We start from the raw sequence: 15622 nt of genomic DNA on the forward strand, positions 1-15622 counted from the left end.
CAGCCGGGGCCGGAGGGCGGGCGGTTCAGGTGAGGCCCGCGGTCCTCGCGCGCTCCACGGCCGGGCCGATCGCCTCCGCGACCGCCGCCACGTCCTCCTTCGTGGAGGTGTGGCCGAGCGAGAAGCGCAGGGTTCCCCGGGCCAGGTCCGGGTCGGTGCCGGTGGCGAGCAGGACATGGCTGGGCTGGGCGATGCCGGCGGTGCAGGCGGAGCCGGTGGAGCAGGCGATGCCGGCCGCGTCGAGCAGCAGGAGCAGGGAGTCGCCCTCGCAGCCGGGGAAGGTGAAGTGGGCGTTGGCGGGGAGCCGGTCGACGGGGTCGCCGCCGAGGATCACGTCGGGCACGACCGTACGGACGGCGGCGACGAGTTCGTCGCGCAGGGCGCCGACCTCGCGGGCGAACTCCTCCTGCCGCTCGGCGGCGAGCCGGGCGGCGACGGCGAAGGCCGCGACGGCGGGCACGTCCAGGGTGCCCGAGCGGACGTGCCGCTCCTGGCCGCCGCCGTGCAGGACGGGCACGGGGGTGTACTCGCGGCCCAGGAGCAGGGCGCCGATGCCGTACGGGCCGCCGATCTTGTGGCCGGAGACCGTCATCGCGGCGAGGCCGGAGGCCGCGAAGTCGACCGGGACCTGACCCACGGCCTGGACGGCGTCCGCGTGCAGGGGGACGCCGAACTCGGCGGCGACGTCGGCCAGTTCACGGACCGGCATGATCGTGCCGATCTCGTTGTTGGCCCACATCACGGTGGCCAGGGCGACGGACTCGGAGTCCCGGGCGATCGCCTCGCGCAGGGCCTCGGGGTGGACGCGGCCGTGGGCGTCGACGGGGAGGTACTCGACGGCGGCGCCCTCGTGCGTGGCCAGCCAGTCGACGGCGTCCAGGACGGCGTGGTGCTCGACCGGACTGGCCAGGACGCGGGTGCGGCGGGGGTCGGCGTCGCGCCGGGCCCAGTACAGGCCCTTCACGGCGAGGTTGTCCGCCTCCGTGCCGCCGGAGGTGAGGACGACCTCGCTCGGCCGCGCGCCGAGCGCGGCGGCGAGCGTCTCGCGCCCTTCCTCGACGGTCCGCCGGGCGCGCCGTCCGGCGGCGTGCAGGGAGGAGGCGTTGCCCGTGACGGCGAGGTGGGCGGTCATCGCCTCGATCGCCTCGGGGAGCATGGGCGTGGTCGCGGCGTGGTCGAGGTAAGCCATGGTGGGTCGATTCTACGAGCCCGTCCGCCGGGGGCCGGCGCGTGGCCTGTTTGCGCCGGGGGTGGGGGCGGTTCTCGGCCGGGGGGTGGTGCGGGGTGCGCCCTGCGGGGCGGGACGGCCCCGTGGGCGTCGCCCCTCGCCCGGCGGTTCAGTCGCGCGGCGCGCGGGCCAGTTGGCGGGACTGGGCCACCAGACGGTCCGCGCTGTCCCAGACCTCGGCGTCCTCCTCCAGGAAGCCGCCGGCGAGGTTCCGGGTGGTGATCGAGACCCGCAGCGGCCCGGGAGCCGGACGGCAGCGGACGTGGGTGGTGAGCTCCACGGTCGGGGTCCAGCCCTTGAGCCCCAGCTCGAAGGAGGTCGGCGGCAGCGCGTCGACCGCGAGCAGGAGAGAGAGGGCGTCGGGCTCGCGCCCGTCGGCCAGCCCGAACCAGGCCCGCATCTCGCCCCTGCCCGACGGCGCTCCGACCGCCCAGCCCACGCAGGCCGGGTCGAGGCGGAGGTCGAGGCGGTCGGCGATCGCCGAGGAGCCGGGGATCCTCGGGGCCGGGTTGTCGGCAGCGCTGAAGCAGTTCTCGATCGGGGCCATCACCGGGGGCGTCGCCGCCGTGCGGACGTCGTCCGGGAGGGCGTCGAGGTCTCCGTACGAGGCGAGGACGCGGATGCGCTCGACCTCGGTGCCGTCCTCGGCGTACTGGAAGAGCGAGGCCTGCCCGGTGGAGAGGGTCCGGCCGGTGCGGACGGTCTCCGTCCGGATCACCGCGGGGCCCGGCACGGACGGCGTCAGGTAGTGCGCCGAGATCGTGAACGGGTCGGGGTGCGGGAGGTGGTCGCCGAGGGCGCGGCCGAGCAGGGCGAGGAGATAGCCGCCGTTGACGGCGTGGATGATCGTCCAGCCGGCGGAGAGGTCGGCGTCGTAGACGCCGGGTTCCCGGAGGGTGACGGCGGTGTCGCGGTCGAACTCGTAGGTCCCGACGGCGGTCGGCTCGGTGCTCGTGCTCATGTTTCCGACGGTACCGCAGGTAGCTACTGAGCGGTAGCTTTTTCCGGTTCCTCGCTCGCGGAGGAGCGGCGGTTCCAGGCGCGGGGCGCGCGCCAGTGGTAGCGCATCGCGAAGAGACGGAGCGCGAAGGCGGTGACCACGGCGGCGCCGCTCGTGAACCCGTTGAGCACGTCGAAACGGATGCAGAGCACGGCCATCGTCGCGCCCACGATCGCCGGCACGGCGTACAGGTCCCGGTCCCAGCGCAGCAGCGACGGCACCTCGTTCGCCAGCACGTCCCGCAGCACACCGCCGCCGACGGCGGTCGCGAGCCCCAGCGCGGCGGAGGAGGTCAGACCGAGGCCGTAGTCGTACGCCTTCGTCGTCCCCGTCACACAGAACAGCCCCAGCCCCGCCGCGTCGAACACGTTGACGGCCGCCTGGGTGCGCTCGACCTCCGGGTGGAGGAAGAAGACGAGGACCGTCGCGATCAGCGGCATCAGGAAGTAGCCGAGATCGGTGAAGGCGGCGGGAGGTACCGCGCCGATGACCAGGTCGCGGAAGAGACCGCCCCCGAGGGCGGTGACCTCGGCGAGGACGGCGATGCCGAAGACGTCGAAGTTCTTGCGGACCGCGAGCAGGGCGCCGGAGATGGCGAAGACGAAGATGCCGACGAGGTCGAGGGCGTGTTGGACGGAGGGGGTGAACAGATCGTGGAGCACGGGCCCATTGTCCCGGTTGTCCTGGTGGGGTCATGACGAAGGCCCCCGCCGCCGTGTGGCGACAGGGGCCTTCGCTCCGGGTCACTCGCCCGGGGTGTTCTCCTCGGCGGAGGCGTTCGCCTTGGCCGGAGTCTTCTCCTCGGCGGAGGCGTTCGCCTTGGCCGGAGTCTTCTCCTCGGCGGAGGCGTTCGCCTTGGCCGGGGTGTTTTCCCCGGCCGGGGCGCTCTCTCCGGCGGAGGGATCGGCGATCGACTCGGCGGCGGCCTCGGCTTCCGGCTCGGCAGCGGCCTCGGCTTCCGGCTCGGCGGCCGGCTTCGCCGACTTCACCCGCTCCGGCGCCTCCGCCGGCTCCGAAGCCTTCGCCGCCTCCGGCGCCTTCGTGATCGTCACGTCCACCGACTGCCGGGCCGCCGGGACCGTCGCCCCGTCCGTGTTCTCCGGGTGGTGGCAGGCCACGCGCTGGCCCGGGCGGAGTTCCAGGAGCGGGGGCTCCTGGGTCTTGCAGAGTTCCGTCGCCTTCCAGCAGCGCGTGTGGAAGCGACAGCCCGCCGGCGGGGCGATCGGGGACGGGACGTCGCCCTTGAGCAGGATGCGCTCGCTCTCGACGCCCCGGCGGCGCGGGTCCGGGATCGGGACCGCGGACATCAGGGCCCGGGTGTACGGGTGCATCGGGTTCTCGTACAGGGACTTGCGGTCCGCGAGCTCGACGATCTTGCCGAGGTACATCACCGCGATGCGGTCCGAGACGTGCCGGACGACCGAGAGGTCGTGCGCGATGAACACGTAGGTGAGGCCCAGCTCCTCCTGGAGGTCGTCCAGGAGGTTGACCACCTGCGCCTGGATGGAGACGTCCAGGGCGGAGACGGGCTCGTCCGCGACGACCAGCTTCGGCTTCAGGGCCAGCGCGCGGGCGATGCCGATGCGCTGGCGCTGGCCGCCGGAGAACTCGTGCGGGTAGCGGTTGTAGTGCTCCGGGTTCAGGCCGACCAGGCCGAGGAGGCGCTGGACCTCCTTCTTCACGCCGCCCTCGGGCTCGACGCCCTGGAGCTTGAAGGGGGCCGAGACGATCGTGCCGACCGTGTGGCGCGGGTTCAGCGAGCCGTACGGGTCCTGGAAGATCATCTGGACGTCCCGGCGCAGCGGGCGCATGCCCGACACGCCGAGGTGCGAGATGTCCGTGCCCTGGAACTCGATCTTCCCGCCGGTGGGTTCGAGCAGACGCGTGATCAGCCGGCCCATCGTGGACTTGCCGCAGCCGGACTCGCCGACGACGCCGAGGGTCTCACCGGGGTAGACCTCGAAGTCCAGCCCGTCGACCGCCTTGACCGCCCCGGTCTGGCGCTGGAGCAGACCCTTCCGGATGGGGAAGTGCTTCTGCAGGCCGGTGACCTTGAGGAGGGGTTCCATAGTCTCGCTCACAGCTTCGGCGCAATCTCTTCGGTCCAGATGCGGGTGCGCTCCTCCTGCGGCATGTGGCAGGCGGAGTGGTGGCGCTCTCCGACGAGGGCCAGCTCCGGGCGCTGGGTGCGCGTGATGCCGCCCTTGGGGACGTCCGCGTACGGGCAGCGCGGGTTGAAGGCGCAGCCGCTGGGGACGTTGATGAGGCTGGGCGGGTTGCCCTTGACCGGGATGAGCCGGTCGGTCTGCTCGCGGTCGATGCGGGGCATCGAGCCGAGCAGGCCCCAGGTGTAGGGGTGCTGCGGCTCGTAGAAGACGGACTCGGCCGGTCCGCGCTCGACGCACCGCCCGCCGTACATGACGAGGATGTCGTCGGCGAGCTCGGCGACGACGCCGAGGTCGTGGGTGATGATGACGACCGCGGAGCCGAACTCCTTCTGCAGGTCCCGCATCAGGTCGAGGATCTGCGCCTGCACGGTCACGTCGAGGGCCGTGGTGGGCTCGTCGGCGATGAGGAGCTCGGGGTTGTTGACGAGCGCCATGGCGATCATCGCGCGCTGCCGCATGCCGCCGGAGAACTCGTGCGGGTAGTTGTCGAACCGCTTGGCGGGCTCGGGGATGCCGACCCGGTCGAGGAGTTCGACGGCCCGCTTCTTCGCCGTCTTCTTGTCGACGTCGTTGTGGATGCGGTACGCCTCCACGATCTGGCTGCCGACCGAGTAGTACGGGTGCATCGCGGACAGCGGGTCCTGGAAGATCATCGCCATCTCGCGGCCGCGCATCTTCCGGACCTCTTCGGGGTCCGCCGAGAGCAGCTCGCGGCCGTTCAGCCAGATCTCGCCGGAGATCCTGGCCTTCTGCCGGCCGTACTGGCCGACGGTGTGCAGGCCCATGATGCCGAGCGAGGTGACCGACTTGCCGGAGCCGGACTCGCCCACGATGCCGAGGGTCTTGCCCTTCTCCAGCTGGAAGCTGAGGCCGTCGACCGACTTGACCAGACCGTCGTCGGTCGGGAAGTGGATCTTCAGGTCGCGTACGTCGAGGAAGGCCTCGGAGGGGGCGGACTTCCCGGTGTCGACGGGCTCTCCGACCGCCGCGCCCGTCTTCGTCAGCTTGTCCGTCATGCGAGCCTCACTCGGGGGTCGATCACCGCGTACAGCAGGTCCACCACGAGGTTCGCGATGACGACGCACGTGGCGGTGATGAGGGTGACGGCCAGGATCAGCGGCAGGTCCCGCTCGCTGACGCCCTTGATCGCCATCCAGCCGAGGCCCTGGAGGTTGAACGTGGTCTCGGTCAGGATCGCGCCGCCGACGAGGGCGCCGAGGTCCATGCCGAAGATGGTCAGGATGGGGGTCATGGTGGAGCGCATCGCGTGCTTGCCGAGCACGACCGGCTCCGGCAGGCCCTTGGCCCGGGCGGTGCGGATGTAGTCCTCGCCGAGGACCTCCAGCATGGTGGCGCGGGTGAGGCGCGCGTACATCGCCGCGTACAGGAAGGCGAGGGTCACCCAGGGCAGCAGGAGGCCGCCGAACCAGCCGCCGAAGGACTCGGTGATCGGCGTGTACGAGGCGTTGAGCCAGTGCAGCTGCGTGCGGAAGACGAGCATCGACAGCATGCCGGTGAAGAAGATGGGGAGCGAGACACCGGCGAGTGCGGTGATCATCGCGGTGCGGTCCACGACCGTGCCCCGCTTGAGCGCGGAGATCACGCCCGCCGAGACGCCGAGCACCAGCCACAGGGCGGCGGCGCCGATGACCATGGACAGCGTGATGGGGAAGGCGTCGGCGAGCATCGTCGACACGTCCTGCTCGGTGCGGAACGAGTAGCCGAAGCAGGGCGCGGCGCAGTGAATGGTGTCGCCGCCGCCGGTGTAGTCCCGGCCGACGAAGATGCCGGAGACGAAGTGCCAGAACTGCACCAGGATCGGCTCGTCCAGGCCCAGCTTCTGCCGGATGGCCTCGATGGAAGCCGGATCCGCCTGCTTGCCGACGAACATCGCGGCAGGATCGCTGCCGGTCATCTTGGGGATGAGGAAGAAGATGCTGAGCGTCACGAGCGTGACGACGAGCAGCATCACGACGACTGCGAAGAGCCGTCGGATTATGTATGCAAGCATGCGGTCGGCCGGTCGGCGGCCGGGGAACCCGATCGGGTTCCCCGGCCGCCGGGGCGGCCATCACCTGCCCTTCGGACCTGGCGGCGGGTGGTGCGCCGGTGAAGCGGGTCGGATTACTTGACGACGCCGAGCGACGCGTAGTCGTAGCGGCCGTTGTAGGCGTCCGCCGTGTAGACGTTGGTCAGCCGGGAGCTGCGCCAGATGATGTTCTTCTCGTGGGTGAAGGGCAGGTAGACCGCGGCCTCCGACACCTTCGTGTTGATCTGCTTGTAGAGCTCGCCGGCCTTGACCGGGTCGGTCTCCTTCAGCGCCTGGTCGAACAGGCCGTTGACGGCCTTGTCGTTCAGCTCGGAGAAGTTGTTGTTGCCGCTCTGCAGGATGAAGCGGCCGTCGACCAGCGGCTGGAGGAAGCCCTGACCGGTCGGGAAGTCGGCGCCCCAGCCCATGATGATGATGCCGTAGCCCTTCTCCTTGACCACCTTCGGCGAACCGATGATGCCGGAGGTCTGGGCGCCGTCGAACTGGTCGATCTGGGCGTCGATGCCGACGGCCTTCAGCGACTGCTGGAGGGACTCGGCGGTCGCGATCTCGATCTTCTTGTTGTTGCGGACCGCGATCGTGGTCTTGAAGCCGTTCGGCTTACCGCACTTCTTCAGCGCCTCCTTGGCCTTGGCCAGGTCCGGGGCGCCCGCGAGCTTGCCGTACGGGTCGGCCTTCGGGTCGGCACCCTTGATCGCCGGCGGCAGCATGTTGGTGGCGATGTCGCCACCGGCCTGCGGGCCGCCACGGGCGGTCTGGAGGGACTTCGAGTCGGCGGCGTAGATGATCGCCTTGCGGCACTCGACGTTGGGGATCACCGTCTGCGGGAAGACCGCGTAGCGGATGAAGCCCGTCTGCGGGTTGTCGACGTTGTCCTTGTGCTGCTGGAGCACCTTCTGGCGGGCGGCGGCGCCGACACCGGTGGCGTTGATGTCGAGGTCGTACTCGCCCTCGACCAGACGGTTGTCCATGTCGTCGGCGTTCGTGGTGAACGTGACGGAGACGCTGTCCGGGAGCGCCTTGCGGACGGTGTCGGTCTTGGCGTCCCACTTGTCGTTGCGGACGAGCTTGATCGACTTGTTCGGCGTGTACGACTGCCACTTGTACGGGCCGGAGGAGAAGGGCTTGAGGCCGTACTTGGCCTTGGTGTCCTTGTCCTGGCGGACCGGGGAGGCGGCCGGCATGGCCAGCATCTGCAGGAAGTCGCCGTTGGCGACCGGCAGCTTGAAGATGATGGTCTTGTCGTCCGGGGTCTCGATCGCCTTCAGGCCGAGCTTGTCCGCGGAGGCGTCCTTGTACGGGCCCTTGTACTCGCCCTTGGGGTCGAGGACCTGCTGGAGGTAGATCGGGCCGCCGGAGATGACGTCCTGGGCCCAGATGCGCTCGATGCCGTACTTGATGTCCTTGGAGGTGATCGGCTTGCCGTCCTCCCAGGTGATCCCGTCCTTCAGGGTGAAGGTGTAGGTGAGGCCGTCGGCCGAGACCTTGCCGGCGTCGGTGGCGAGGTCCGGGACCAGCTCGGTGGAGGCGGCGCCCGGCTCGGCCTTGAAGGTGACGAGCTGGCGGGTGTAGTAGCGGGCGAAGTCCCACACGAAGCCGTAGTAGCCGCGCTGCGGGTCCCACGAGTCGGCCTCCTGCGAGCCGATGAACTTCAGCTCGCCGCCCTTCTTGGCGGACGCGTTGGCGACCTTGTTGACGGCGGCGTTGAAGCCGGCCGCGCCCGCGCTGCCCTTGCCGCCACCGTCGCCGTTGCCACCGCCACAGGCGGTGGTGACGACCATCGTGGCCGCCGCAAGCAGCGCGCCCGCGGCGATTCTGCGCTGAGAGCTCTTCAGCATGGGTCCAGCAACCTCCGGGATAGTGGCGGCCGTTACGGCGGTCCGCCGATTGGGGTGGGCCTCCTGTCGCCAGCGGCAGGGGCGGGTCTTGCGTGTCGTCGGCGAACGGTCAGCGGGAGCCCTTCGGGTCGAGCGCGTCACGCACGCCGTCGCCGAAGAGGTTGAACGCCAGAACGGTGATGAAGATCGCGAGGCCGGGGATCACCATGAACAGCGGGTCCGACTCGTAGGTGGTGATGGCCGTCGACAGCATCTGGCCCCAGGAAGCGGTGGGAGGCTTCACACCCGCGCCGAGGAAGCTGAGCGCCGCTTCGGTGAGGATGTTGGTGGGGATCATGAGGGTGGCGTAGACCATGATCGGGGCGATCAGGTTGGGCAGCAGCTCGCGGCGCAGGATGTAGAAGCGGCCGGCGCCCAGGCTCTGGGCGGCCTCGACGTACTCGCGGTTGCGCAGCGAGAGGGTCTGGCCGCGGACGATGCGACCGACGTACGGCCAGCCGAAGAAGCCGATCACCAAGATGAGGGCGGCGATGCGCACGCCCGATCCGTCCAGGCCGAGGAACTCGTTGGGCAGCACCGAGACGAGGGCGATCGTGAAGAGCAGCTGCGGGAACGCGAGCATCACGTCCATGATCCGGCTGAGGGCCGCGTCGATCCAGCCGCCGAAGTAGCCGGCGATGATGCCGAGGACCGTGCCGAGGAGGACCGCGAAGACCGCCGCCAGGAAGGCGACGAGCAGCGAGATCCGGGCGCCGTAGACGATCCGGCTGAAGACGTCGCGGCCGTTGACGGGCTCGACGCCGAACAGGAAGTCGCCGTTGACGCCGCCCCAGGAGCCGATCGGCGTGCCGAACAGCGGGTCGATCTGGTCCTCGTGGAACTCGTCCGGCGGGTGGCCCAGGAGGCCCACGATGACCGGCGCGAAGATCGCGACGAGGATCAGGAAGACGACGACGAAGGCGCCCGCGAGGGCCAGCTTGTCGCGCTTGAGGCGGGTCCAGGCGATCTTCCAGGGGGAGCGCCCCTCGATGGCCTTGCCTGCGGCGCCGGAGTTGTCCGGAGTGCCGGGAGCGTCGGGCGCGCCGTCGACGGTGGCGGTCGCCTCGCCCGCACTCTTCTCGTGCAGTGGTGCCGTCATCGTGGTGAGGACCCCTCTCGGCCGCCGGTAGCCGGCCCTTGCCCGCCGCGGGTAGCGGCTCGGTGGAACAACCTGCTGGACACCGGCCCGAAAGGAACCGAACGCCCTGTGTTCCGGGGAGTCTTCAATGGGCTCGCGATCACCCGCCAGCCCTGACGGGGAATGTTTGCTCAAACGTGATGCGGTGCTGCGACTTCCGTTATCCGGACGTCCCGATCATGTGAGCGGACCAACCGGGGCTCTCTTGCCCGCAATCGGACATGTCGCTCAACTGGTGTCGCGAGCTGTCGAATTGGGGTGAACGAAGGCCTCCGGAGCGGACTCCGGAGGCCTTTGCCGACAAGTGGGACACGAGGGACGTCTCAGTATCCGGACGGTGTCGGCGGGGGGTATCCGTACCCCGGTACGGCGGCGGGGCCGCGCCCGGCGTGCGCCTCGCGGTCGTAGAAGGGGCGCGCGTTCGCCCGCAGCCACAGGGCCACCGGGTCGTACGCGTCGGAGAGCGCGACCGTCGAGACGGGCAGTCCGTCGGGGACGGTGCCGATCGACTGGCGCATCATCGAGCGGACCTCGTCGACGGCCGCCGGGGACGTGTCGTACAGGTCGAGACCGATGGCGAGGTACGGGGAGCCGAGCGCAGGCTGCACCCAGCCGCGGCGCAGCGCCCGGACGGCCGGGGTGCGGTGGGCGTTCTGCGTGAGCAGGGCGTAGAACTGCGGGATCTCCAGGGCGGGCTCGGTGACGCGCAGCGGCCCGGCGGGCATCCGGTCGAGACCGGTGGCGATCCGGCGCAGGTCGGCCCAGGGGATGCCGACGCCGCCGCCGGGGGCGTGCGGATTGAGCCAGACGCCCCAGCGGTCCGGGTAGAGCGCGCGGGCGATGTCGCGGCCGGTGACGAGCTCGTGGGCGCGGTTCCAGCCGGAGGCGGCGAGCTCCTGGGCGGAGGTGACGCACGGCGCGTAGCCGTGGCCGTCGACCTCCATGTTCCCGTACTGGGCGTCGGGCGAGCCGGGGGCGCCCTGCCAGAGCAGCATCCACAGCTCGCCGTCGGCGAGGGCGTGCAGCAGCTGCTCGTACGCGTCGTAGCGTCCGGGTGCCACCTGGCGCAGCATGTGCTCGACCGGTCCTCCGGCCGCAGCGGTGCCTGACGCGCTCACCCTGGGTCCCGCCCCTCTTCCGTCCACCACGTACGTCTGTCCAGCGATCGAGTCAGTTCAGCTTAAGCGGGGGCCGCTCACACGGCGGCGCGCTGGTAGAAGGGGCGCACCCGCTCCAGCATCCAGTCGCCGACCGGGTCCTGCGCCATGTCGAGCAGGATGAGGTTGACCGGCCAGGCGACCTCGACCCGGCCGAGGGCGCGGCCGAGGGCGTCCAGGGGCGCGGTGCGGTCGGCGCCCTCCCAGTGGGAAAGCTGGACGCCGATGAAGAGGGCGGGTTCGGTGCCCTCGACGCTGGCGAGGGCACGGCGGGCGGTGGCGACGATGCCGGTGGCCTCGAACTCGGCGGAGGCGGCGGCGAGGAAGTCGACCGGGTCGTCCTGCCAGTCGGGCTCGAAGAGCCGGACGCGGCCGCCGCTGGCGGGTCCGTCGAGCGGGGTGCGGCCGACGCGGCAGAGCTCGGCGACGGCGGGCGGGGGCAGGGGGACGCCGACGGTGCCGCCGGGGTTCACGGCGATGCCGAGCTGCGGGGGCAGGCCGCGGGCGAAGTCACGGGCGGGGGCGACGGTGAAGGACATGTGGTCGCCGGCGCAGGCGCGGAACTGCTGCTCGGAGCTGAAGACGGGCACGTAGGCCGCGCCGTCGATCTCCATGGTGGCGAGGTCGAGGCCCTGGCTGTCGGGGCCGCCGCCGTTGGGCAGGGGCACCCAGACCGGGCTGCGGCCCAGCACCTCGACGAGGCGGGCTCCCGCCTCGGGGTTGCCCAGTGAGGCGGCAAGGACCTCTTCGAGCTCGTTGCCCGGCCACGTCACGTCCACGGTCGTGTTTCCCCTTCTCGCACGGCCTTCCGCACCGACCGCCCGGCAGCACCCTAACGCCGCCCCGGCGCCGCCGTGGCCAGAAGGGAAGGGTACGGGCGTCCCGGGACGCCCGGGCGCGCCTCAGGCGGCCTGCCGGAAGCCGATGCTGCGCAGGGAGTCGGCGGCGGCCCGGTCGAGGAGGGTCACCGAGGCGCAGCCGTGCGGGAGGCTGCCGGACTCGGCGGCCCGCAGGAGCCGGCCGACGGCCCGCCGGTGGCGCCCGAAGGCGTACGCGGAGACGCCCCGGCCCCGGGCGTGCTGGCCGGCCTTGGCGGTGTCCGGGGTGACGTCGAGGAGGAGCAGGTGCAGGGCGCGGCCGCGCCGTCCGGCCTCGCGGGCGAGCCAGCTCCGCACCCAGGACTGGGTGCCGCAGTCGTGGACGATCACGCTCGCGCCGGAGCGCAGGACACGGCGCAGCGCGGCGTAGTGCGCGATCCGGACCAGGGGGCGGTAGACGGCGTAGGGCAGGAGGCGGGGCATGCGGGCCTCCCAGCGCTCGCGGGCGTCCTGGGAGTCGAGGGCGCCGCCCCGGGCGGCGCGCTTCATCAGGGTGGACTTGCCGCTGCCGGGCAGCCCGGAGACGACGACGAGGTCGCCGGCGGCGAAGGTGAGGGAGCGGGGGCCGCGGCCCCCGCGCTCGCGCAGGTCGCGCAGGAGGCGTCCGCGGCTCCGGGCGCGGGCCCGCTGGGACGGTATGTCGGTGCTCGCCGCGTAGGCGCCGGTGTGCTGGATCCTCATCGCTCTCCCCCTGTCGGGTCTCAGGAGACCTGAGGAGACCCTTGCCCAAGAAGTGTAAAGAAATGGTAATGGCGCGCAAGCGATTTGCCCCGCCGACACCGCGTGCGATGATGTGCGCGCCAGGCGCGCACAGTCGCCGCACAATCGCATACCGGCCGCTCGAATCCGCGCGGGAGAGTTCCGGACCGCCGAGCGCGTCCGGGCGCCGAAGGAGCAAGACCCTCCCTTGAATCTCTCAGGCCCCGTACCGCGTGGATGAGGCAGATCTGAAAAGCGGGACGCCTCGTCGTGTCCCCACCCAAGGTGCAAGCCGATCTCTCGGTGACGAGATGCTCTCGGTGAACCTCTCAGGTTCCATGACAGATGGGGAGGACGTCCTCGCCCGTCATGTGTTTTCGTCACCGATCACGCCCTTGGGACCCGGGAGCCACCCCATGAGCACTGCCCCCCGCCTGACCGCCCTCGATGCCCTGCATCGTTCGCTGGGCGCGACCATGACCGACTTCGCCGGCTGGGACATGCCGCTGCGGTACGGCAGCGAGCGCGACGAGCACAACGCCGTCCGCACCAAGGCCGGCCTCTTCGACCTCTCCCACATGGGCGAGATCACCGTCACGGGCCCGCAGGCCGTGGAGCTCCTCGACTTCGCGCTGGTCGGCAACATCTCCACCGTGGGCAACGGCCGCGCCCGCTACACGATGATCTGCCAGGAGGACGGCGGCATCCTCGACGACCTGATCGTCTACCGCCTCGGCGAGACGGAGTACATGGTCGTCGCCAACGCCTCCAACGCCCAGGTCGTCCTCGACGCCCTGACCGAGCGCGCGGCCGGCTTCGACGCCGAGGTCCGCGACGACCGTGACGCGTACGCCCTGATCGCGGTCCAGGGCCCCGAGTCACCCGGCATCCTGAAGTCGCTCACCGACGCCGACCTGGACGGCCTGAAGTACTACGCCGGCCTGCCCGGCACCGTCGCGGGCGTGCCCGCCCTGATCGCCCGCACCGGCTACACCGGCGAGGACGGCTTCGAGCTGTTCCTGAAGCCCGAGCACGCCGAGGGCGTCTGGAAGGCGCTGACCGAGGCGGGCGAGGGCGTCGGCCTGATCCCCTGCGGCCTGTCCTGCCGCGACACGCTCCGCCTGGAGGCGGGCATGCCGCTGTACGGCCACGAGCTGACCACCGCCCTCACCCCCTTCGACGCGGGCCTGGGCCGGGTCGTGAAGTTCGAGAAGACGACCAACGGGGGTCGCTTCGTCGGCCGCGAGGCCCTGGAGAAGGCCGCCGAGCGCGCCGAGACCGCCCCGCCGCGCAAGCTGGTCGGTCTGATCGCCGAGGGCCGTCGCGTCCCGCGCGCCGGCTTCCAGGTCGTCAAGGACGGCGAGGTCATCGGCGAGGTCACCTCCGGCGCCCCGTCCCCGACGCTCGGAAAGCCGATCGCGATGGCGTACGTGGACGCGGTGCACGCCACGCCCGGCACGCAGGGTGTAGGTGTGGACATCCGTGGCACCCACGAGGCGTACGAGGTCGTGGCGCTGCCGTTCTACAAGCGCCAGAAGTGACGCAGTCGTCTCACTCCGCGTCTCACCCCGCAAGACCCACGTTCATCAGCACTCCCCCGATCCAGGAGAATCAGGTCATGAGCAACCCCCAGCAGCTGCGCTACACCAAGGAGCACGAGTGGCTGTCGGCCGCCGAGGACGGCGTCGCGACGGTCGGCATCACGGAGTTCGCGGCCAACGCGCTCGGTGACGTCGTCTACGCCCAGCTCCCCGAGGTCGGCGACACCGTCACCGCGGGCGAGACCTGTGGCGAGCTGGAGTCGACGAAGTCGGTCAGCGACCTCTACTCCCCCGTCACGGGCGAGGTCGTCGAGGCCAACCAGAACGTGGTGGACGACCCGTCGCTGGTGAACACGGCTCCGTTCGAGGGTGGCTGGCTGTTCAAGGTGCGCGTCGCGGGTGAGCCGGACGACCTGCTCTCCGCCGACGCGTACGCCGAGTTCTCCGCCGGGAACTGAGACCGGGCCCGAGACCCCTTAGGGATCGATTCATGTCGCTTCTGAACACTCCCCTCCACGAGCTGGACCCCGACGTCGCCGCCGCCGTCGACGCCGAGCTCCGCCGTCAGCAGTCCACCCTCGAGATGATCGCCTCGGAGAACTTCGCTCCGGTCGCGGTCATGGAGGCCCAGGGCTCCGTCCTCACCAACAAGTACGCCGAGGGCTACCCGGGCCGCCGCTACTACGGCGGCTGCGAGCACGTCGACGTGGCCGAGCAGATCGCCATCGACCGGATCAAGGACCTGTTCGGCGCCGAGTACGCCAACGTCCAGCCGCACTCCGGCGCCTCCGCGAACCAGGCCGCCCTCTTCGCGATCGCCCAGCCCGGCGACACGATCCTGGGTCTGGACCTGGCCCACGGCGGCCACCTCACCCACGGCATGCGCCTGAACTTCTCCGGCAAGCAGTTCAACGTGGTCGCGTACCACGTGGACGAGGCCGGTCTGGTCGACATGGCCGAGGTCGAGCGCCTCGCCAAGGAGCACCGCCCGAAGGTGATCATCGCCGGCTGGTCGGCGTACCCGCGTCAGCTGGACTTCGCCGAGTTCCGCCGGATCGCCGACGAGGTCGAGGCCTACCTGTGGGTCGACATGGCCCACTTCGCGGGCCTCGTGGCCGCGGGTCTGCACCCGAACCCGGTCGAGTACGCGGACGTGGTGACCTCCACCACGCACAAGACGCTCGGCGGCCCGCGCGGCGGCATCATCCTGGCGAAGAAGGAGTTCGCGAAGAAGCTGAACTCCTCGGTCTTCCCCGGCTTCCAGGGCGGCCCGCTGGAGCACGTGATCGCGGCCAAGGCCGTCTCCTTCAAGGTCGCGGCCTCGGAGGAGTTCAAGGAGCGCCAGCAGCGCACCCTGGACGGCGCCCGCGCGCTGGCCGAGCGCCTGGTCCAGGACGACGTCACCGCCCACGGCGTCTCCGTCCTGTCCGGCGGCACGGACGTGCACCTGGTCCTGGTGGACCTGCGCGACTCCGAGCTCGACGGCCAGCAGGCCGAGGACCGCCTCCACGAGGTCGGCATCACGGTCAACCGGAACGCCGTTCCGAACGACCCGCGCCCGCCGATGGTCACCTCCGGTCTGCGCATCGGCACGCCGGCGCTCGCGACCCGCGGCTTCCAGGCCGAGGACTTCGCCGAGGTCGCCGACGTCATCGCCGAGACCCTGAAGCCGGGCTTCGACGCCGACAAGGCCGCGGCCCTCAAGGCCCGGGTGACCGCCCTCGCGGACAAGCACCCGCTGTACCCCGGCCTGAAGTAATTTCGTACGCTTTAGTTCCGGTTTCATTCGTACGAAAGCTCCGGGGCACCGCGCACACTGGACAGTGAGCGCGGTGCCCCGCCCCGTGCTCAGCCTTTCTGCTCCACCCCGGCAGACAACGGCGTCT

General features: G+C 70.9%; 14 protein-coding genes and 1 riboswitch. Of the genes, 3 read left to right on the plus strand and 11 right to left on the minus strand.

The genetic code is table 11. The features are described 5' to 3' along the window. Nucleotides 1-25: 25 nt before the first annotated feature. The 11 genes from BLW86_RS11680 to BLW86_RS11730 all read right to left on the minus strand — a co-directional run bounded on the left by BLW86_RS11680 (nucleotide 26) and on the right by BLW86_RS11730 (nucleotide 12177). Nucleotides 26-1189 carry a cysteine desulfurase family protein gene (locus tag BLW86_RS11680; protein WP_093873979.1) on the minus strand — a complete coding sequence of 388 codons (1164 nt, stop codon included), beginning with the start codon at nucleotides 1187-1189 and terminating at the stop codon, nucleotides 26-28. Between the two features lie 148 nt (nucleotides 1190-1337). After that, the gene (locus BLW86_RS11685; protein ID WP_093873980.1) at nucleotides 1338-2189 is read right to left on the minus strand and encodes a thioesterase family protein; all 852 of its coding nucleotides are present in this window, start codon (nucleotides 2187-2189) and stop codon (nucleotides 1338-1340) included. 23 nt (nucleotides 2190-2212) lie between these two features. Then, entirely contained in the window at nucleotides 2213-2890 is a 678-nt protein-coding gene (locus BLW86_RS11690) for a trimeric intracellular cation channel family protein (RefSeq protein ID WP_093873981.1), read from the minus strand. Nucleotides 2891-2971: 81 nt separating this feature from the next. Beyond that, nucleotides 2972-4297: an ABC transporter ATP-binding protein gene (locus tag BLW86_RS11695; RefSeq protein WP_143060344.1), complete on the minus strand. Its 1326-nt coding sequence runs from the start codon at nucleotides 4295-4297 to the stop codon at nucleotides 2972-2974. Between the two features lie 8 nt (nucleotides 4298-4305). Continuing rightward, entirely contained in the window at nucleotides 4306-5412 is a 1107-nt protein-coding gene (locus tag BLW86_RS11700) for an ABC transporter ATP-binding protein (RefSeq protein ID WP_093873983.1), read from the minus strand. After that, on the minus strand, nucleotides 5409-6407 hold the full coding sequence (locus BLW86_RS11705; protein WP_093873984.1) for an ABC transporter permease: 999 nt from the start codon (nucleotides 6405-6407) through the stop codon (nucleotides 5409-5411). The genes BLW86_RS11700 and BLW86_RS11705 overlap by 4 nt, the downstream gene beginning before the upstream one ends. Nucleotides 6408-6520: 113 nt before the next feature. Beyond that, on the minus strand, nucleotides 6521-8284 hold the full coding sequence (locus BLW86_RS11710) for an ABC transporter substrate-binding protein (RefSeq protein WP_093873985.1): 1764 nt from the start codon (nucleotides 8282-8284) through the stop codon (nucleotides 6521-6523). 109 nt (nucleotides 8285-8393) lie between these two features. Continuing rightward, nucleotides 8394-9422 (minus strand): ABC transporter permease, encoded by a 1029-nt coding sequence (locus BLW86_RS11715; RefSeq protein ID WP_093873986.1) that lies wholly within the window; start codon nucleotides 9420-9422, stop codon nucleotides 8394-8396. Between the two features lie 362 nt (nucleotides 9423-9784). Then, entirely contained in the window at nucleotides 9785-10579 is a 795-nt protein-coding gene (locus tag BLW86_RS11720; RefSeq protein ID WP_093873987.1) for an enhanced serine sensitivity protein SseB C-terminal domain-containing protein, read from the minus strand. A gap of 77 nt (nucleotides 10580-10656) precedes the next feature. Then, a complete protein-coding gene (locus BLW86_RS11725) occupies nucleotides 10657-11397 on the minus strand; it encodes an enhanced serine sensitivity protein SseB (RefSeq protein ID WP_093873988.1) in 741 nt (246 codons plus the stop codon). A gap of 123 nt (nucleotides 11398-11520) precedes the next feature. Further along, nucleotides 11521-12177, minus strand: coding sequence for an AAA family ATPase (locus tag BLW86_RS11730; RefSeq protein ID WP_093873989.1), 657 nt, complete (start codon nucleotides 12175-12177; stop codon nucleotides 11521-11523). Between the two features lie 160 nt (nucleotides 12178-12337). Beyond that, nucleotides 12338-12437, plus strand: a riboswitch (glycine riboswitch). 174 nt (nucleotides 12438-12611) lie between these two features. Here BLW86_RS11730 and gcvT point away from each other — a divergent pair. The 3 genes from gcvT (at nucleotide 12612) to glyA (ending at nucleotide 15495) form a co-directional block, all read left to right on the plus strand. Next, nucleotides 12612-13736 carry a glycine cleavage system aminomethyltransferase GcvT gene (gcvT, locus tag BLW86_RS11735; protein ID WP_093873990.1) on the plus strand — a complete coding sequence of 375 codons (1125 nt, stop codon included), beginning with the start codon at nucleotides 12612-12614 and terminating at the stop codon, nucleotides 13734-13736. A 77-nt stretch (nucleotides 13737-13813) separates the two neighbouring features. Next, nucleotides 13814-14194 (plus strand): glycine cleavage system protein GcvH, encoded by a 381-nt coding sequence (gcvH, locus tag BLW86_RS11740; RefSeq protein ID WP_093873991.1) that lies wholly within the window; start codon nucleotides 13814-13816, stop codon nucleotides 14192-14194. A gap of 32 nt (nucleotides 14195-14226) precedes the next feature. Next, nucleotides 14227-15495 carry a serine hydroxymethyltransferase gene (glyA, locus tag BLW86_RS11745; protein ID WP_093873992.1) on the plus strand — a complete coding sequence of 423 codons (1269 nt, stop codon included), beginning with the start codon at nucleotides 14227-14229 and terminating at the stop codon, nucleotides 15493-15495. Nucleotides 15496-15622 lie beyond the last annotated feature (127 nt).

Source organism: Streptomyces sp. TLI_105 (genome assembly GCF_900105415.1).
GTDB lineage: Bacteria > Actinomycetota > Actinomycetes > Streptomycetales > Streptomycetaceae > Streptomyces.